At 69.4% G+C, this 17,526-nt stretch carries 16 protein-coding genes; 11 read left to right on the top strand and 5 right to left on the bottom strand.

Going from position 1 to position 17,526, the window contains the following annotated elements:
- The first annotated feature begins 35 nt into the window (after positions 1-35).
- Complete coding sequence (locus tag SK854_RS36035; protein WP_319979615.1) at positions 36-818, top strand: SDR family NAD(P)-dependent oxidoreductase; 783 nt, start codon at positions 36-38, stop codon at positions 816-818.
- Here SK854_RS36035 and SK854_RS36030 read toward each other — a convergent pair.
- Both SK854_RS36030 and SK854_RS36025 read right to left on the bottom strand, forming a co-directional pair.
- Positions 813-1,967, bottom strand: a complete 1,155-nt coding sequence (locus SK854_RS36030) for an NAD(P)/FAD-dependent oxidoreductase (RefSeq protein WP_319979614.1) — start codon at positions 1,965-1,967, stop codon at positions 813-815. The genes SK854_RS36035 and SK854_RS36030 overlap by 6 nt on opposite strands.
- Positions 1,964-2,281 carry a bifunctional 3-phenylpropionate/cinnamic acid dioxygenase ferredoxin subunit gene (locus tag SK854_RS36025; protein WP_319979613.1) on the bottom strand — a complete coding sequence of 106 codons (318 nt, stop codon included), beginning with the start codon at positions 2,279-2,281 and terminating at the stop codon, positions 1,964-1,966. Before SK854_RS36025 ends, SK854_RS36030 begins: the two co-directional genes overlap by 4 nt.
- 132 nt (positions 2,282-2,413) lie before the next feature.
- On the opposite strand from SK854_RS36025, the gene SK854_RS36020 reads away from it, so the two are divergent.
- The 4 genes from SK854_RS36020 to SK854_RS36005 all read left to right on the top strand — a co-directional run bounded on the left by SK854_RS36020 (position 2,414) and on the right by SK854_RS36005 (position 8,033).
- The gene (locus tag SK854_RS36020) at positions 2,414-3,196 is read left to right on the top strand and encodes an IclR family transcriptional regulator (RefSeq protein WP_319979612.1); all 783 of its coding nucleotides are present in this window, start codon (positions 2,414-2,416) and stop codon (positions 3,194-3,196) included.
- Between the two features lie 177 nt (positions 3,197-3,373).
- Positions 3,374-4,459, top strand: coding sequence for an S-(hydroxymethyl)mycothiol dehydrogenase (locus tag SK854_RS36015; protein WP_319979611.1), 1,086 nt, complete (start codon positions 3,374-3,376; stop codon positions 4,457-4,459).
- Positions 4,456-6,903, top strand: a complete 2,448-nt coding sequence (locus SK854_RS36010; protein WP_319979610.1) for a GcvT family protein — start codon at positions 4,456-4,458, stop codon at positions 6,901-6,903. The genes SK854_RS36015 and SK854_RS36010 overlap by 4 nt, the downstream gene beginning before the upstream one ends.
- Positions 6,900-8,033 carry an aromatic ring-hydroxylating oxygenase subunit alpha gene (locus SK854_RS36005; RefSeq protein ID WP_319979609.1) on the top strand — a complete coding sequence of 378 codons (1,134 nt, stop codon included), beginning with the start codon at positions 6,900-6,902 and terminating at the stop codon, positions 8,031-8,033. The genes SK854_RS36010 and SK854_RS36005 overlap by 4 nt, the downstream gene beginning before the upstream one ends.
- On the opposite strand, the gene SK854_RS36000 is transcribed toward SK854_RS36005, so the two are convergent.
- Positions 8,017-8,673, bottom strand: coding sequence for a GntR family transcriptional regulator (locus tag SK854_RS36000; RefSeq protein ID WP_319979608.1), 657 nt, complete (start codon positions 8,671-8,673; stop codon positions 8,017-8,019). The genes SK854_RS36005 and SK854_RS36000 overlap by 17 nt on opposite strands.
- A gap of 68 nt (positions 8,674-8,741) precedes the next feature.
- On the opposite strand from SK854_RS36000, the gene SK854_RS35995 reads away from it, so the two are divergent.
- Genes SK854_RS35995 through purU form a run of 5 tightly spaced genes read left to right on the top strand, consistent with a single transcriptional unit; the run spans position 8,742 to position 14,505 of the window.
- The gene (locus tag SK854_RS35995) at positions 8,742-9,971 is read left to right on the top strand and encodes a sarcosine oxidase subunit beta family protein (RefSeq protein ID WP_319979607.1); all 1,230 of its coding nucleotides are present in this window, start codon (positions 8,742-8,744) and stop codon (positions 9,969-9,971) included.
- Positions 9,972-9,979: 8 nt separating this feature from the next.
- On the top strand, positions 9,980-10,261 hold the full coding sequence (locus SK854_RS35990; RefSeq protein ID WP_319979606.1) for a sarcosine oxidase subunit delta: 282 nt from the start codon (positions 9,980-9,982) through the stop codon (positions 10,259-10,261).
- Positions 10,258-13,095, top strand: coding sequence for a 2Fe-2S iron-sulfur cluster-binding protein (locus SK854_RS35985; protein WP_319979605.1), 2,838 nt, complete (start codon positions 10,258-10,260; stop codon positions 13,093-13,095). The genes SK854_RS35990 and SK854_RS35985 overlap by 4 nt, the downstream gene beginning before the upstream one ends.
- Positions 13,085-13,663: a sarcosine oxidase subunit gamma gene (locus SK854_RS35980; protein WP_319979604.1), complete on the top strand. Its 579-nt coding sequence runs from the start codon at positions 13,085-13,087 to the stop codon at positions 13,661-13,663. Before SK854_RS35985 ends, SK854_RS35980 begins: the two co-directional genes overlap by 11 nt.
- Positions 13,663-14,505: a formyltetrahydrofolate deformylase gene (gene purU, locus SK854_RS35975; protein ID WP_319979603.1), complete on the top strand. Its 843-nt coding sequence runs from the start codon at positions 13,663-13,665 to the stop codon at positions 14,503-14,505. Before SK854_RS35980 ends, purU begins: the two co-directional genes overlap by 1 nt.
- On the opposite strand, the gene SK854_RS35970 is transcribed toward purU, so the two are convergent.
- The gene (locus SK854_RS35970; protein ID WP_319980048.1) at positions 14,502-15,044 is read right to left on the bottom strand and encodes a class I SAM-dependent DNA methyltransferase; all 543 of its coding nucleotides are present in this window, start codon (positions 15,042-15,044) and stop codon (positions 14,502-14,504) included. The genes purU and SK854_RS35970 overlap by 4 nt on opposite strands.
- A gap of 152 nt (positions 15,045-15,196) precedes the next feature.
- Here SK854_RS35970 and SK854_RS35965 point away from each other — a divergent pair, with 152 nt between their 5' ends.
- Positions 15,197-16,492 carry an MFS transporter gene (locus tag SK854_RS35965; RefSeq protein WP_319979602.1) on the top strand — a complete coding sequence of 432 codons (1,296 nt, stop codon included), beginning with the start codon at positions 15,197-15,199 and terminating at the stop codon, positions 16,490-16,492.
- 82 nt (positions 16,493-16,574) lie between these two features.
- Here SK854_RS35965 and SK854_RS35960 read toward each other — a convergent pair whose 3' ends face one another.
- Positions 16,575-17,444: a helix-turn-helix domain-containing protein gene (locus SK854_RS35960; protein WP_319979601.1), complete on the bottom strand. Its 870-nt coding sequence runs from the start codon at positions 17,442-17,444 to the stop codon at positions 16,575-16,577.
- Between the last annotated feature and the right edge of the window lie 82 nt (positions 17,445-17,526).

The raw sequence follows: 17,526 nt of genomic DNA, 5'->3' as shown, positions 1-17,526 counted from the left end.
ATAGTGTCATCAGATCAACATAGAGAGGTGTTCCCATGCGGGACTGGACGGGCTCGGCCGCTTTCGTCACCGGCGGAGCCAGGGGGATCGGCCTGGGCATCGCGAGGGCGCTCGCGCACCGGGGTGTGAGCCTCGCGCTGGCCGACGTCGACGAGGAGTCGCTGGCTCGCGCAGAAGAAGATCTGTCCCAGGTGACGGCCGTGGAGACGTATCGGCTGGACGTGCGCGACCGGGAGACGTTCGAGCAGGTCGCCGACCAGGCTGAACGCGCGCTGGGACCGGTGGACCTGCTGTTCAACAACGCCGGCATCGTGCCGTACGCCACCGTCACCGAGTTGACCTACGACAAGTGGGACCTGGCCCTCGCCGTGAACCTGACCGGCGTGATCAACGGGATCCAGGCGTTCCTGCCGCGCATGATCGAACGCCGGACCGGCTACGTCGTGAACACCGCGTCGGTCGCCGGGCTCGTGTCGGACCCGAACCTGCTGTACGCGACGGCCAAGTTCGCCGTCGTCGGCCTGTCCGAGTCGCTGCGCCTGAACGTGGCCGAGCACGGCGTCGACGTCAGCGTCCTGTGCCCGGGACCGGTCGACACGGACATCGTCGCCAACACCAGCGCGTCGCACGCCGCCGTCGCGTTGCGGGACGACTACGTGCCCGCCGTCGCGGCCTTCTTGAAGAGCGGGCCCGGCATCGACGCCGTGGGCGAGATGGTGCTGGCGGGCATGGAGAAGCGCTCGCCGTGGATCTTCACCGGCTACGACGCCCGGCCGCACCTGGAGAAGCGCACGGCCGCTCTGCTGGACTGCCTATGACACGGGAGCGGTGAGCCGGCGGCGCAGGCGGCCGAACAGCTTGGCGTTGTTCATGGCGAGCAGCCCGACCGGCCGGCCGGCACGGCGGAACTCGGCGACGAACCTGCGGTCGTCCGGCGACCCGTCGATCACGGCCACCTCGTCCGCGCCGCCGGTCTCACCCACGAGTTGCAGCCGGACGCCGAACTGCTCGGACCAGACGTAACCGGACGGCCGGAACGTCTCCACGGTCGCGCCGGCGAGAAGGTTGCGGACGGCGACGACCGGCTGTTCCGAGGCGTTGGTCCAGTGCTCGTGCCGGACGTGATCTCCGGCGGTGGTGCGATAACGGGCCACATCGCCCACGGCGACGACGGACGCGATCGACGTGACGCAACCGGTGTCGCACAGCACCCCGTTGTCCACGGCGAGACCAGAGCCTGCCAGCCAGTTCGTCGCTGGTTCCATGCCGATCCCGGCCACCACGACGTCGGCGGGCAGGTGCGTGCCGTCGCGCAGCAGGACGCCGGTCACCCTGGAACCGTTGTGCGCGAACGAAGCCACGCCGACACCCAGACGCAGGTCGACGCCGTGGTCGGCGTGCAGGTCGGCGCAGAGCGAGCCGAGAACGGGGCCGAGCGCGCGTTCCATCGGCACCGGGGCGGCCTCGACGACGGTCACCTCGTGGCCGAGCGCACGGCACGTGGAGGCGACCTCGGCGCCGATCCATCCCGCGCCGACGACCACGACACGAGCGCCGGACCGCAGATCCGCTTGCAGCGCGACGGCGTCGTCGAGGGTGCGCAGGGTGTGGACGCCGGCGAGGTCAGAGGTGCCGGGAAGAGCGCGGGGACGGCCGCCGGTCGCGATCACCACGCCGTCCGCGCGCAGGATCTCGCCGGTCGACAGGTGCAGCGAGCCGGTCGAGGGATCGATCTGGCCGGCGCGGACGCCGAGCCGCCATTCGGCGCCGAAGTCGTCGTCGGAGAGCGCGAGGTCCTCGGCGGGCATCGTGCCGTTCAGGAACGCCTTGGAGAGCGGCGGCCGGTCGTAGGGCGCGTGTGGTTCGTCGCCGATGACCACGATCCGTCCGTCGAAGCCCTGCTTGCGCAGCTCCTCCACGGACCGCAGCCCGGCCAGTGACGCACCGGCCACGGCGACCGTCTTCACGCCACGGCCTCGCGGCTGCCCGTGTCCACGTAGATCACGCCGTCCTGCACGACGACCGGGTACGTGCGCACGGCCTTCTTGGCGGGCAGGCACGTCGGGACGCCGGTGCGCAGGTCGAAGCTCGCCGCGTGCAGCGGGCACTCGACGAAGCAGCCCTCCAGCCAGCCCTCGGACAGCGACGCGTCCTGGTGGCTGCAGGTGTCGTCGATCGCGTAGAACTCGCCGTCCGCGTTGAAGACGGCGATCGCCGGGTCGCCATCGATACGCACGGATTCGCCGACTGGAAGATCGGCCACGGCGCAAGCGGTGATCATCTCGAACCCCTCCGTTGCGTATTACGGAACGCGATGTGCGATACGCAACAGCAGAATGAGGCAGAACGCGGGACGCGTCAAGGTGCGTTCGGGCTGTCTGGGGTTGTTGCACTAATCGGTTACGTTTGCGTAATGAGCAACAACGGGGAGGCGCGCGACACGGCGCTGGTGCAATCGGTCGATCGGGCGGTGGCGGTGCTGGAGCTGCTGGCCCGCAACGGGGAAGCGGGGATCACCGAGATCGCCGCCGAGCTCGGCGTGCACAAGTCCTCCGCGTCCAGACTCGTTTACACGCTTCAGGCCCGTGATCTCGTGGAACAGGACGGCGAACGCGGCCCGTTCCGGATCGGCCTCGGCATGCTCCGGTTCGCCGGCGCGGTGACCGGGCAGCTCGACTACGTCCGGGTGGGCGGCCCGGTCTGCACGGAGCTCGCGGACCGGCTGGGCGAGACCGTCAACATCGCGATCCTCGACAGCGGCGTCGCGCTGAACGTGAGCCAGGCGCGGGGGAGTTCCGCGGTGGCGGCGCAGAACTGGGTCGGCCAGCGCACGCCGTTGCACGCCACGTCGAGCGGCAAGGTCCTGCTCGCCGCGGCGTCGGCCGACGACCAGGACCGCCTGCTGTCGGGCGATCTGGAGCCCTGCGCCCCGCGCACGATCACCGATCCCGTGAAGCTGCGGTGCGTGCTGCAACGCACGGCCGAGGACGGGTTCGCGACCTGCATGGAGGAGCTGGAGGCCGGTCTGCACGCGGTCGCGGTGCCGGTGTTCGGTTCGCACGGTGACGTCGTGGCGGCGATCAGCGCCGCCGGTCCGGCCTACCGGCTCTCGCAGAAGCGCATGCCGGAGATCGTCGAGGAGCTGCGGGTGGCGTCGCGCGACCTGTCCGTCCGAATGGGGCATTCCGTGCTGTGAAAGACGTTCACGCACAGCGAGCCCTCGGTCACGGCCGGGGGCTCGCTGCCGTTCTGGGTGCCTCCGTCCGTGCGACAAGGTCTTGACAACGGCTCCGGCGGGCCGCACCGTGATGCGCTAGTTGCATAATGCGAACTGCGTTGCGTATTACGGAACTCGCCGACAGGAGCGAACGAAGTGGCACATGCGGTGAAGGGTGTCGTGGCGGCGGGGCGCGGAGCCAAGGTCTCGGTGGAGACGATCCTCGTGCCCGATCCCGGTCCGGGCGAGGCGCTGGTGAAGGTGCAGGCGTGCGGGGTGTGCCACACCGACCTGCACTACCGGGAGGGCGGGATCAACGACGAGTTCCCGTTCCTGCTCGGGCACGAGGCCGCGGGGATCGTCGAGGCGGTCGGCGAGGGCGTGACCGGCCTGGAGCCGGGCGACTTCGTGATCCTGAACTGGCGCGCTGTGTGCGGTTCGTGCCGCTCCTGCCTGCGCGGCCGGCCCCAGTACTGCTTCAACACCCACAACGCCGCGCAGCCCATGACGCTCGCCGACGGCACGCCGCTGTCACCCGCGCTGGGCATCGGCGCGTTCGCCGAGAAGACGCTCGTCCACAGTGGACAATGCACGAAGGTGAACCCCAAGGCACCCGCGGAGGTCGCGGGCCTGCTCGGCTGCGGCGTGATGGCGGGCATCGGTGCCGCGATCAACACCGGCGGCGTCACGCGCGGCGACAGCGTGGCCGTGCTCGGGTGCGGCGGCGTCGGTGACGCGGCGATCGCGGGAGCTCGGCTGGCGGGGGCGCGCACGATCATCGCCGTCGACCTCGACGACACGAAACTGCGGTGGGCCGAGCGGTTCGGTGCCACGCACACGATCAACGCCCGCGAGCAGGACGTCGTGGAGGCGATCCGCGAGCTCACCGAGGGCAACGGCGCCGACGTCGTGATCGACGCGGTCGGCCGCCCCGAGACCTTCCAGCAGGCCTTCTACGCCCGTGACCACGCCGGCCTCGCCGTGCTCGTCGGTGTGCCGACGCCCGACATGAAGCTCGAACTGCCGTTGATCGACGTGTTCTCGCGCGGCGGCGCGGTGAAGTCGTCCTGGTACGGGGACTGCCTGCCCAGCCGCGACTTCCCGATGCTGATCGACCTGTACCTGCAGGGCCGGCTCGATCTCGGCGCGTTCGTCTCGGAGACGATCGGGCTGGGTGACGTCGAGAAGGCGTTCGAGGACATGCACCACGGCCGGGTCCTGCGCTCGGTGGTGGTCCTGTGACCCAGCCGAGAGTCGTGCTCATCGGCGCGGGCATCGTCGGATGCGCGCTCGCCGACGAACTGACCGCGCGGGGATGGACCGACGTCACCGTGCTCGAACAGGGACCGCTGTTCGCGACCGGCGGGTCCAGCTCGCACGCGCCGGGCCTGGTCTTCCAGACCACCGGCTGCAAGACCATGACCTCGTTCGCCAAGTACACCGTCGAGAAGTACACGGCGCTGACGATGGACGACAAGTGGTGCTTCCAGCAGCTCGGCGGGCTGGAGGTCGCCACCACCCCGGAACGCTGGACGGACATCAAGCGCCGCCACGGCTGGGCGACGTCGTGGGGCGTCGAGAGCTACCTGCGCGATCCCGAGGAGTGCGCGCGGCTGCACCCGTTGCTCGACCCGTCGAAGATCCTCGGCGGCTTCCACATCCCCAGCGACGGCATCGCGAAACCGCTCAGGGCCGCCGAGGCGCAGGCGCGCAGGGCGATCGAGCGCGGCGCGAAGTTCCTGGCACACCACGAGGTCATCGGCATCGAACGCAACGGCCGCCGGGTCAAGGCGATCGTCACCGAGCACGACACGTTCGCCGCCGACATCGTCGTGTCGTGCGTCGGCATGTGGGGCCCGCGGATCGGGCGGATGGTCGACCTCGACATCCCGCTCGTCCCGATGGCCCACCAGTACGCGAAGACAGCTCCCTTGGCGGCTTTGAAGGGGGTCAACACCGAGCTGTCCGAGATGTCGAAGCCGTTGCTGCGCCACCAGGACGCCGACCTGTACTTCCGCGAGCACGTCGACCGCATCGGCATCGGCGCGTACGGGCACCGGCCGATGCCCATCTCGGCGGACGACATCCTCGACTTCGACGTGGCCCCGACCATGCCGTCCGAGATCGCCTTCACCCCGGAGGACTTCGAGACCTCCTGGGACGCCGCCGTCGACCTGCTGCCGGCCCTCGGCGACTCGAAGGTCGAGGAGGGCGTCAACGGCCTGTTCTCCTTCACCCCGGACGGCAACCCGCTGCTCGGCGAACACCCCGGGCTGCAGGGCTTCTGGGTCGCCGAGGCCGTGTGGATCACGCACTCCGCCGGTGTCGCGAAGGCGATGGCCGAGTGGCTGGTGGACGGGCAGCCGGGCATCGACCTGCACGGCTGCGACCTCAACCGGTTCGAGGACGTCCAGCGCTCACCCGGTTACGTGCACGAACGCAGCTGCCGGGCGTTCGTCGAGGTCTACGACGTCCTGCACCCGCTGCAGCCCGCCGAACGCCCGCGGCCGTTGCGCACCAGCCCGTTCTACGAGCGGCAGAAGGAACTCGGCGCGGTGTTCCTGGAGGCGTCGGGCTGGGAACGTCCGCACTGGTACGAAGCCAACGCCGGGCTGCCCGAGGTCGCGGAGATCCCGGAACGCAACGAGTGGGCGTCCCGGTTCTGGTCGCCGATCGCCGGCGCCGAGGCCCTCGTCGCGCGCAAGCGGGTCGCGATGTTCGACATGACCGCGTTGAAGCGGCTGGAGGTCAGCGGCCCGGAGGCGTTGACGTTCCTGCAGACCATGACCACCAACCAGCTCGACCGCAAGCCGGGCGCGGTGGTGTACACGTTGCTGCTCAACGAGGACGGGGGAGTGCGCAGCGACCTGACGATCGCCCGGCTCGGCCAGAACCGGTTCCAGGTCGGCGCCAACGGCCCGCTCGACCTCGACTGGCTGCGCCGGCGCCTGCCGCCCAACGGTGGCGTGCACATCGCCGACATCACGCCGGGCACCTGTTGCATCGGCCTGTGGGGACCTCTTGCGCGCAAGCTCTTGCAACCGTTGACCCGCACGGACTTCTCGCACGAGGCCATGGGGTACTTCAAGGCGCAGGAGGCGTTCATCGGCGAGGTGCCGGTCACCGCGATGCGCCTGTCGTACGTCGGTGAACTCGGCTGGGAGCTCTACACCACGGCCGACATGGGGCGTCGTCTGTGGGACACGCTCTGGGAAGCCGGTCAGCAGCACGGGGTCATCGCCGCCGGTCGCAGCGCGTTCACCAGCATGAGGCTGGAGAAGGGCTACCGCTCGTGGGGCGCCGACGTGACCACCGAGCACGACCCGTTCGAGGCGGGGCTGGGTTTCGCGGTCCGCATGAACAAGGGCTACTTCCACGGCCGCAGGGCGCTGGAGGGTCGTTCCGAGGAGACGGCCGTTCGCAAGCTCACCTGTCTGGTCATCGACGACGACTACCAGGTCGTCATGGGTTCCGAGCCGGTGTTCGCCGGTGGCGTGCCGGTCGGATACGTGACCAGTGCGGCTCGCGGTTACTCGATCGGCAAGAACATCGCCTACGCCTGGTTGCCGGCCGAGGTCGCGGTGGAGGGAACTCCGGTCGAGATCGAGTACTTCGGTGAACGCGTCCAGGCCGTCGTGTCGTCCGAGCCGCTGTTCGACCCCGAGATGAAGCGGATCCGCTCATGACCCAGACCGAACTGCCGTCCAGCCTCATCCCGACGCTGCCCGGAAGCACCTACACCGATCCGGCGATCTTCGCGCTGGAGCAGGAGAACATCTTCGAGCGGATGTGGTTCTGCGCGGTCCGCAGCGCAGACCTCCCGGACGCCGGCAACTTCCGGACCGTCCAGATCGGACGCGAGAGCGTGCTCGTGACCCGTTCGCGCGACGGCTCGCTGCGCGCGTTCCTCAACATCTGCCGGCACCGCGGCGCGAAGCTGTGCGTCGAGGAGACCGGCACGGTCAAGCGGAACTTCCAGTGCCCGTACCACGCCTGGACCTACGGCCTCGACGGCAAACTGGTCGCCGCGCCGAACCTCACGTCGATGCCGGACGTCGACCGCGTCGAGTACGGCCTGAGGCCCGTGCATTTGAGGGAATGGCTCGGGTACGCGTGGCTGTCGCTGGCCGACGAGCCGGCGTCGTTCGAGGAGACCGTGCAGCAGGACGTCCGCGAACGGCTGGGCAACCTCGACGCTATCGGCAACTACCAGGTCAGCGAACTGGACCTGGGTCGCCGGATCACCTACGACGTCAAGGCCAACTGGAAGCTCATCATCGAGAACTTCATGGAGTGCTACCACTGCGCCACCATCCACCCGGAGCTCACGGAGGTCCTGCCGGAGTTCGCGGACGGCTACGCGGCGCAGTACTACGTCGGGCACGGCGCGGTGTTCGGCGAGGAGATCAAGGGCTTCACGATCGACGGCGGCGAGGGCTTCGAGAACCTGTCCGGAGTGGACGCCGAGCAGGACCGCCGGTACTACGCGATCACCGTGCGGCCGCAGGTGTTCATCAACCTCGTGCCGGACCACGTGATCATCCACCGGATGTTCCCGATGGCCGCCGACCGCACGATCGTCGAGTGCGACTGGCTCTACGCCAAGGACGTCGTCGCCACCGGCAAGGACGTGTCCCGGTCGGTCGAGCTGTTCCACCGCGTGAACGAGCAGGACTTCGAGGCCTGCGAACGGTGCCAGCCCGCGATGTCGTCGCGGGCCTACCGGAACGGCGGTGTGCTGGTTCCCTCCGAGCACCACATCGGGGAGTTCCACTCGTGGGTGCAGGAGAAGCTGGCCGTCAGATCAACGCCCTGATGGCCTGTTCGAAACCGATGACGTGCTGGGAGGCGAGTTCGCTCGCCTTCTTCGCGTCGCCCTCGATGATCGCGGTGAGGAGGGGCACGTGCTCGTCGACGTGACCGGCCATTCCGGACAGTCGCGGCAGGAAGACGCACCAGATCCGGGTGGCCAGGTTGTCGTAGGAGATCAGGGTGTCTTCCAGGAACGGGTTGTGCACGCACCCGTAGATGGCGCGGTGCACGCCGACGTCGGTGCGCAGGAGTTCCGTGTTGTCACCGGAAGGCGCTGTGTCGAGCCGCGAGCGCAGTTCGGTCAGCGCGGTCCTGTCCGCAGCCGTGGCCCGCTCGGCGGAGGCGGCCGCGGCGAGGGGTTCGAGGGTCCTGCGCACCTCGGAGATGTGCGAGAGGTCGGAGATGTTCACGTCGGTGGCGAACGTGCCGCGGCGCGGGAAGGCGACGACGAGCCGTTCCTGCTCCAGCCGTTTCAACGCTTCCCGGATCGGGGTGCGGCCCACGCCGAGTTCGGTGCGCAGCCTGTCCTCGTTGATGGGCTCGCCCGGTTTGATCTCCAGCATGACCAGGCGATCGCGCAGCACGGCGTACGCCTGTTCGGTGAGTGAGACGGAGGCGGGCTCGTCGTTGACCCGTGCGTTCATGTGACCTACGGTACTGCACAGACTGATATACCAGTAGTCGACCAGATGATTTCGCTGGAGGCGTCGCCATGACCAGCCCGCCCGGAGCACATCTGCCCGAGCACCCGGACTTCCTCTGGGACAACCCGGAACCGAAGGCCTCCTACGACGTCGTGATCGTCGGCGGCGGAGGGCACGGACTCGCCACCGCCTACTACCTCGCGAAGGTCCACGGGATCACCAACGTCGCGGTGCTCGAGAAGGGCTGGCTCGCGGGCGGCAACATGGCCCGCAACACGACGATCATCCGGTCGAACTACCTGTGGGACGAGAGCTCCGGCATCTACGAGCACTCGCTGAAGCTGTGGGAGGGCCTGGAGGAGGACCTCGGCTACCCGATCCTGTTCGACCAGCGCGGTGTGCTGAACCTGGCGCACAGCCTGCAGGACGTGCGCGACAGCGTCCGGCGGGTCAACGCCAACCGGCTCAACGGCATCGACGCGGAGTGGGTGGATCCCACCGGGGTCAAGGAGATCTGCCCGATCGTCAACACGTCGCCGGACGTCCGCTACCCGGTGCTGGGCGCGACCTACCAGCCGCGCGCGGGCATCGCGAAGCACGACTACGTGGCGTGGGGCTACGCGCGGGCCGCGCACGCGATGGGCGTCGACCTGATCCAGAACTGCGAGGTCACCGGGCTGGAGACGGTTCAGGGCCGGGTCACCGCGGTGGAAACGAGTCGGGGGCGCATCGCCGCCGGCAAGGTCGCGTTGTGCGCGGCCGGGCACAGCTCGGTGCTCGCGAAGATGGTCGGCCTGCGCCTCCCTCTCGCCTCACACCCGTTGCAGGCCTTGGTGTCCGAGCTGCTGGAGCCCGTGCACCCGACCGTCGTCATGTCGAACGCCGTGCACGTCTACGTCTCCCAGGCGCACAAGGGAGAACTGGTGATGGGCGCCGGGATCGACAGCTACAACGGTTACGGGCAGCGGGGTTCGTTCCACATCATCGAGCAGCAGATGTCGGCGGCGCTGGAGCTGTTCCCGGTCTTCGCCCGCGCGCACCTGCTGCGGACGTGGGCGGGCATCGTCGACGTCAGCCCGGACGCCTCGCCGATCGTCGGTCTCACGCCGGTGGGCGGGCTGTACCTGAACTGCGGCTGGGGAACCGGCGGGTTCAAGGCCACCCCCGGTGTCGGTGACTGCTTCGCGCACACCATCGCTCACGACAAGCCGCACCCGTTCAACGAGCCGTTCACCCTGGAGCGCTTCACCACGGGCGCTCTCGTCGACGAGCACGGCGCCGCCGCCGTCGCGCACTAGGAGCTGACATGCAACTCATCCCGTGTCCGTGGTGCGGGCCGCGCGAGGAAGCGGAGTTCCACTACGGCGGCCAGGCCCACGTCGCGTACCCCGAGGACCCGTCGGCGCTGACCGACGAGGAGTGGGCCCAGTACGTGTTCTTCCGGGAGAACCCGAGCGGCCCGTTCGCCGAGCGCTGGAGTCACCACGCCGGGTGCCGGCGGTGGTTCAACGCCGTCCGTGACACCCGCACCCACGACCTGCTGGCCGTCTACCGCGTGGGCGAGCCCATGCCCGAGGTGATCGCATGACGTTCCGCACGCCCACCGGTGGCGCGATCGACCGGGACACCCTGCTGCACTTCACCTTCAACGGCCAGTCCTGCACCGGACACCCCGGCGACACGCTCGCGTCGGCCCTGCTCGCCAACGGCGTGCACGAGGTCGGCAGCAGCGTGAAGCTCGGCCGGCCGCGCGGCATCGTGGCGGCGGGCTCCGAGGACCCGACGTCGCTGGTCCAGATCGAGGCGCCCTTCTCCGAGCCGATGCTGCTCGCGACGACCGTGGAGCTCTACGACGGTCTCGTGGCGCGCGGGTTGGCGGGCCAGGGACGGCTTGCCCCGGAACCGGACCCGTCACGCTACGACGCCAAGCACGAGCACTGTGACGTGCTGGTCGTGGGCGCCGGGCCCGCTGGTCTGATGGCGGCTCTCACCGCCGCGCGCAGTGGCGCGCGGGTGGTGCTGGTGGACGAGCAGAACCAGGCCGGCGGCGCGTTGCTGGGCGTGGAGGAGTACCTGGACGACAGACCGTCCGCCGAGTGGGTCGCGGACATCGTCGCGGAGCTGAAGAGCACGCCGGGGGTGCTGGTGCTGGAGCGCACCACGGCGTTCGGGATGTACCAGGACGGGTTCGTGCTCGCCCTGCAGAAGCGCACCGACCACCTCGGGTTCGCGGCGCCGGAAGGCGTTGCCCGGCAACGGGTCTGGCGGATCAGGACGCGGCAGACCGTGCTCGCGACCGGTGCCCACGAACGTCCGGTGGTGTTCGCGGGCAACGACCGGCCCGGGATCATGCTGGCCTCGTCCGCGCGCACGTTCCTGCATCGCTACGGAGTGCTGCCCGGCTCGCGCGCGGTCGTGTTCACCACCAACGACAGCGCGTACTGCGCGGCGATCGACCTCGCGGAGTCCGGTGTGGACATCGCGGTGATCGTCGACGCCCGCCAGGAGGCTCCCGCCCGGCTCGCGACCGAGTGCGCCGCGCGGGGCATCGAGGTTCGTGCCGGGCACGTGGTGGTGGGGACCGAGGGCGGCGGCCGGGTGACCGCGGCGCGGATCGGCCCGCTGGCCCCGGCGTCACCGGACGTCGACGTCCCGTGCGACACCGTCCTGGTGTCGGGCGGCTGGAACCCTGTCGTCAGCCTGTTCAGCCAGGCCCGCGGGAAGCTGCGCTACGACGCGGAACTCGGCGCGTTCGTGCCGGGCGAGGAGCTTTCCGCGGTCCGTGCGGCGGGCTCCGCGACCGGTGAGCTGGACCTGAACGCGTGTGCCCGGCAGGGACGGGACGCCGGTGCGGAGGCCTCTGCCGCCGCCGGGTTCGCGCCGGGTGGTCAGGTACCGCTGCCCGTGTCGGACTCTCGGTGCACGGCACGCTCCGGCCTGGTGCTGTGGCGGGTGCCGGGCGACGACGACGCGAGCTTCGTCGACCTGCAGAGGGACTCGACGGTCTCCGACGTGCTGCGGGCGACCGGGGCGGGTCTGCGGTCGTTGGAGCACATCAAGCGCTACACGACCATCGGCACCGCGCACGACCAGGGCAAGACGTCCGGCATGATCGCGGCGGGCATCGTCGCCGAGGCGCTGGGCGTGGAGCTGGAAGACCAGCGGCCCACCACGTTCCGCCCGCCCTACACCTCGATCTCCTTCGCCGCGCTGGCCGGACGTGACCGCGGCGAACTGCACGACCCGGTGCGCGTCACGGCGATCCACCCGTGGCACGTGGCGCACGGGGCGTTGTTCGAGGACGTCGGGCAGTGGAAGCGGCCCTGGTACTACCCGAATCCGGGCGAGGACCTGCACACGGCCGTGCTGCGCGAATGCCGCGCCACGCGGGAGAGCGTCGGCCTGATGGACGGCTCGACGCTCGGCAAGATCGACGTGCAGGGCCGTGACGCCGGCAAGTTCCTGGACATGCTCTACACCAACATGATGAGCACGCTGAAGGTCGGCAAGATCCGCTACGGCGTGATGTGCGGCGTCGACGGCATGGTGATCGACGACGGCACGGTGATCCGCGTCGGCGAGGAGCGCTACCTCATCACCACGACCACCGGCAACGCCGCGAAGATCCTCGACTGGATGGAGGAGTGGCTGCAGACGGAGTGGCCGCACCTCGACGTGCACTGCACCTCGGTCACCGAGCACTGGGCCACGATCCCGTTGGTGGGCCCGCGATCCCGGGACGTGCTCGCCGCCGTCGCTCCTGCGCTGGACGTGTCGAACGAGGCGTTCGAGTTCATGACCTGGCACGACACCGTCGTCGCGGGAGTTCCCGCGCGGGTGTGCCGGATCAGCTTCTCCGGTGAGCTGGCCTACGAGATCAACGTGACCGCCTGGCACGGCATCGCCGTCTGGGAGGCGCTGATGGCGGCGGGGGAGCGGTACGGGATCACGCCGTACGGCACCGAGACCATGCACGTCCTCCGCGCCGAGAAGGGCTACCCGATCATCGGCCAGGAGACCGACGCGACGGTCACGCCGCAGGACCTCGGCATGTCGTGGGCGGTGTCGAAGAAGAAGCCAGACTTCATCGGCAAGCGCTCGTTCGCGCGCGCCGAGAACAACCGCTCGGACCGCAAGCAACTGGTCGGGCTCCTGCCCGTCGATCCTTCGGTGCTGCTGCCGGAGGGGTCGCAGATCGTGGAGACCGACCGGCTGCCCGAACCGCCGGTGCGGATGCTCGGCCACGTCACGTCCAGCTACCCGAGTGCCGCTCTGGGCCGGACGTTCGCGCTGGCGCTGGTGCGCTCGGGCCACGAACGCATCGGCGAGACCCTGTTCGTGCCCGTCGCGGACGCGCTCGTGCCGGTCACCGTCACCGAATCCGTGCTGTACGACAAGGAAGGAGCCCGTCGTGACGGCTAGCCCTCTCTCCGCCTGGACCGACCGGCTGGCGGCGCTCGGCTCCGTGCTGGACGTCGCGGAGCTGCCGTTCCGGTCGCAGCTCACGGTCCGCGTGTCGGATTCCGGCGCCATCGCGGCGATGGGCTCGGCGCTCGGAGTCCAGTTCCCCTCTGCCGCGTGCACTTTCACCTCGGGCTCCGGACGGTTCGGGGACGTCGAGGTGCTGTGGCTGGGCCCTGACGAGTTCCTCGTCGTGGCCGCGCCCGACCTGCAGATCACGATCGAGGAGGTGTTGCGTGGCGCGCTCGGGACTGTCAGGGGGTCCGTTGTGGACACTTCGGCTCAGCGCACGACCGTGGTCCTTCAAGGGCCGCGGGTCCGAGACGTGCTGGCTCACGGATGTTCCGTGGACCTGCACCCGGCTTCGGCTCCCGGCGGCACTTGCGTGCAGACGCTGCTCGCGAGGACGGGAATCATCCTGCAGGTGAACGGCGACGACCGGTTCACGGTCCTGGTGCGCTCGTCGTTCGCCGAGTACCTCGCGGCGTGGCTCGGCGACGCGTGCTCCGAGTACCTGGCGGTGGCGTGATGCCCCAGTTCACCCTGACCCTGCACTGCCCGGAACGGGCGGGCATCGTGCACGCCGTGACGTCGTTCCTGGTCGACCACGGCTGCGACATCGTGCAGCACCAGCAGTTCGACGACGACGTGCGCGGGAAGTTGTTCCTGCGCACCGCGTTCTCCTGCGACGGCGTCGAAACCGACGAACTCGCCGGTGAGTTCGCGAAGGTCGCGACCCAGTTCGAGATGGACTTCGACCTGTGGGACGACCGGCCACCCCGCGTGCTCGTGATGGTGTCGAAGGCCGGCCACTGCCTGAACGACCTGCTCTTCCGCTGGCGTGCGGGCGGTCTCGGCGGTGAGATCGCCGCCATCGTCTCCAACCACGAGGACCTGCGCCCGATGGCGGAGGCGGCCGGGCTCGACTTCGTGCACGTGCCCAACACCGCCGACACCAAGCACCTCGCCGAACAGCGCCTGGTCGAACTCGTCGACGAGTACCAGGCCGATCTGGTGGTGCTGGCCCGGTACATGCAGGTGCTGTCCAACGACCTGTGCGCCAAGCTGGCCGGCCGCGTGATCAACATCCACCACTCGTTCCTGCCGGGCTTCAAGGGCGCCAAGCCCTACCACCAGGCCTACGACCGCGGCGTGAAGTACGTGGGCGCGACGGCCCACTACGTCACCCCCGACCTCGACGAGGGGCCGATCATCGAACAGGAGGTGCTGCGCGTGGACCACTCCTTCGACCCACGCGCGCTCACCGCCGCCGGGCGCGACGCCGAAGCCCTCGCCCTGTCGCGGGCCGTCCGCTGGCACTGCGAGCACCGGGTTCTGCTCAACGGCAACGGAACCGTCGTCTTCCGCTAGCGCTTGCGGACCAGCAGCTGGGCCTGCAGGAACCGTTCGCCCTCGATCGGTTCCCGCACCAGCCGTCCGACCTCGGCGAAACCGGCCTGCTTCAGCAGATCCACCAGAGCCGACGGGGACCAGCGGTAGGCGAGCGTCACCTTGTGGTCGAACTCCTGCGGCTCGGGGTCGTCGCCCGCGAAGAACCCGAGCATCAGGTGGCCGCCGGGCCGGAGCACGCGGCAGAACTCGGCGAACACGGCCGGCAGTTCGTGCGGCGGCGTGTGGATGATCGAGTAGAACGCCAGAATGCCGCCGAGAGCCCCGTCTTCGAGGTCCAGCGCGGCCATCGAGCCCTCCTCGAACCTCAGGTCCGGATGGGTCTCGCGGGCCAGCGCGATCATCGCGGGGGAGAGGTCGAGCCCGAAGACGTCCAGCCCGAGCGAGCGCAGGTGCGCGGTCAGGTGGCCTGGGCCGCACCCGAGGTCGGCGACCGGTCCGTCGGTGAGGTCGGCGAACGCGGCCAGCATCGCGCGTTCGAGCGGCCTGGTGTCGAGCATGTCGCTGAAGAGTTCGGCGTAGAGGGACGCCACTTCGTCGTACGGGGTCACGGCGAAAACCCTACCGTGAATTGTTGTGAGTGAGTTGCTGTTGCCAGGGAGCGGCTATTGCACCGTCGACGCAAACCTATTTTCGTGCATATAGTGCGGCCGTGATTTCCGTTCTGCGCGATCCGACGTACCGGAATCTGTTCGGCGCCCAGGTCGTCGCGCTGACCGGAACAGGACTGGCCACCGTCGCGCTCGGTCTGCTGGCCTACGACCTCGCCGGAGCCGAGGCGGGCGCGGTGCTCGGCACGGCGCTGGCGATCAAGATGATCGCCTACGTGACGGTGGCGCCGATCGCCACGGCGTTGCTCGGCGCGCTGCCCCGCCGTGCTGTTCTGATCGCGCTCGACCTGGTGCGGGTCGCGGTCGCCGCCATGCTGCCGTGGGTCAGCGAGGTGTGGCAGGTCTACGTGCTGATCTTCCTGTTGCAGGCCGGGTCCGCCGCGTTCACGCCGTTGTTCCAGGCGACCATCCCGGACGTCCTGCCCGACGAACGCGACTACACCCGCGCGATCACGTTGTCCCGCACGGCCTACGACCTGGAGAGCCTGCTCAGTCCGGCTCTCGCCGCCGCGGCGCTGGCGGTCCTCAGCTTCCACCAGCTCTTCCTCGGCACCGCGCTCGGCTTCGCGGCTTCCGCCCTGCTCGTCACGTCGGTAGTGCTTCCGCGCCCGAAACCGCTGCCGCGCAAGGGAGGCTGGTACGACAACACCACCCGCGGCATCCGCATCTACCTCGCCACACCGCGGTTGCGCGGCCTTCTCGCCGTGCATCTGGCCGCGGCGGCCGCGGGTTCGATGGTGTTCGTGAACACCGTGGCGCACGTGCGGGACGGACTTGGCCGCGACGCGTCCGACGTCGCCATCGCCTTGGCAGCCAACGGACTGGGCTCGCTGACAGCGGCACTGTTGTTGCCCGGGCTGCTTGAACGCTTTGCGGACCGCGCTGTGGTGTTGCGTGCGGCAATCACGCTCGTCGCCGTGTTGTTCGCCGGCACGGTGTTCGCGGGGAATTGGCCGGCGTTGCTGGTGCTGTGGGCGTTGATCGGCGCCGGGTGTTCGCTCGCCCTCACGCCGGGCGCGCGTCTGCTGCGCCGGTCCGCCGACCCGCTCGACCGGCCTGCGTTGTTCGCCGCGGACTTCGCGTTGTCCCACGCCTGCTGGCTGCTCTGCTATCCGCTCGCCGGGTGGCTGGCCACGACCGCGAACATCACCACCGCGTTCGTCGTGCTCGGCGCGATCACCGCCGTCGGCGCGGTGGGAGCATTGCGGCTCTGGCCGACGTACGACCCGGAAGTCGTCGAACACGAGCACCGCGACCCGGCCGGCGGTGTGTGGACGCATTCGCACGAGTTCCGCATCAACGAGGACCACGCGCGGTGGCCTGAATTGAAGAGGTAGAACTGCGAAGTTGAATTCGCGGCTCGCAGGTATTCCGGAATGCCGTTTCGGCACCCTGCCCCGCGAAGGAGTTCCACTCATTTCACCAGGTCCACTCGAACCCGTAGCAGCCCGGCCCGAACTTCAACGCGACCCCCAGCACCGACCCGCCCTCGTCCAGCTGCACCCCGAACGACTGCCGCGCCCCGTCCGCGTCCTGCACCACCCGGCGGCAGGTGCGCGGAACCGCGTCGAACGTGACCTCCAGGACGTACTCGTGCACCGGCCGCCGGAACTTGCGGGAGTAGTTGGTGGCCAGCGGATACGGCGCCTGGTTCACCAGCTCGTGCTCGGTGATCACCGTCTGCCCCCGCCGCAACGGCGCCCGGAACAGCAACTCCGCCACCAGCAGCCCGTCGGAAGGCCGTGTGACGACCCGCCCGAGCCGGCAGTTGTGCAGCGGCCTGATCACCGGCAGCGCCCTGTCGTGCTCGTCCAGGTGCAGGATCACCACCCACCGGTCCGGTCCGTCCTCCTCGGCCCGCAGCACCTGCCGCGACACGAACGACCGCTCACCCCGATCAGGCCCGACCGTCACGCGGTCGTGCTGACTGATCCGCGTCAGCCGCGAGTCCCAGCGCGTGTCGACCCCGCCGACCACGTCCTCGATCACCGCGGGCATCGGCCAGAACGCGCTGATGGAACTCTGCAGACGGCTCCCGCGCGACGCCGGCGCGAGCAGGACGGACAACGCACCGGGCTCCAGGTCCAGCACTTCTTCCAGGTGCGTGACGGCGGCGAGCGACGCACGGCGTTCCGGCCGGCTGCGCCCGGTCTGCCAGTAGCTCAGCGTCGCGAGGCTGACCGAGACCCCGCGGCGAGCCAGGTGGTCGCGGATCCGTTCGAGCGACAGACCGCGCGCCACGACGGCGTCCCGCAACGTGGACGCGAAGTCGGGCGTCGCGAGCGACATCGATGTCTCCTTCCGGCCGGGGACCCGACGCTATCCCTCTGATGGCGCAACGGAAGCCGGGACTTAAAAGTGAAAACGGACA

Origin of the sequence: Lentzea sokolovensis (assembly GCF_033949975.1) — a bacterium.
In the GTDB taxonomy this organism is placed as follows: Bacteria; Actinomycetota; Actinomycetes; order Mycobacteriales; family Pseudonocardiaceae; genus Lentzea; species Lentzea sokolovensis.
This window is presented reverse-complemented; position numbering and strand designations above follow the sequence as displayed.

Bases quoted from the DNA above. Each gene is read 5' to 3' on its own strand.
- SK854_RS36035 (WP_319979615.1), top strand. From the start codon at position 36: ATGCGGGACTGGACGGGCTCGGCCGCTTTCGTCACCGGCGGAGCCAGG.
- SK854_RS36025 (WP_319979613.1), bottom strand. From the start codon at position 2,281: ATGATCACCGCTTGCGCCGTGGCCGATCTTCCAGTCGGCGAATCCGTG.
- SK854_RS36020 (WP_319979612.1), top strand. From the start codon at position 2,414: ATGAGCAACAACGGGGAGGCGCGCGACACGGCGCTGGTGCAATCGGTC.
- SK854_RS36005 (WP_319979609.1), top strand. From the start codon at position 6,900: ATGACCCAGACCGAACTGCCGTCCAGCCTCATCCCGACGCTGCCCGGA.
- SK854_RS36000 (WP_319979608.1), bottom strand. From the start codon at position 8,673: ATGAACGCACGGGTCAACGACGAGCCCGCCTCCGTCTCACTCACCGAA.
- SK854_RS35995 (WP_319979607.1), top strand. From the start codon at position 8,742: ATGACCAGCCCGCCCGGAGCACATCTGCCCGAGCACCCGGACTTCCTC.
- SK854_RS35990 (WP_319979606.1), top strand. From the start codon at position 9,980: ATGCAACTCATCCCGTGTCCGTGGTGCGGGCCGCGCGAGGAAGCGGAG.
- SK854_RS35985 (WP_319979605.1), top strand. From the start codon at position 10,258: ATGACGTTCCGCACGCCCACCGGTGGCGCGATCGACCGGGACACCCTG.
- purU (WP_319979603.1), top strand. From the start codon at position 13,663: ATGCCCCAGTTCACCCTGACCCTGCACTGCCCGGAACGGGCGGGCATC.
- SK854_RS35970 (WP_319980048.1), bottom strand. From the start codon at position 15,044: ATGCTCGACACCAGGCCGCTCGAACGCGCGATGCTGGCCGCGTTCGCC.
- SK854_RS35960 (WP_319979601.1), bottom strand. From the start codon at position 17,444: ATGTCGCTCGCGACGCCCGACTTCGCGTCCACGTTGCGGGACGCCGTC.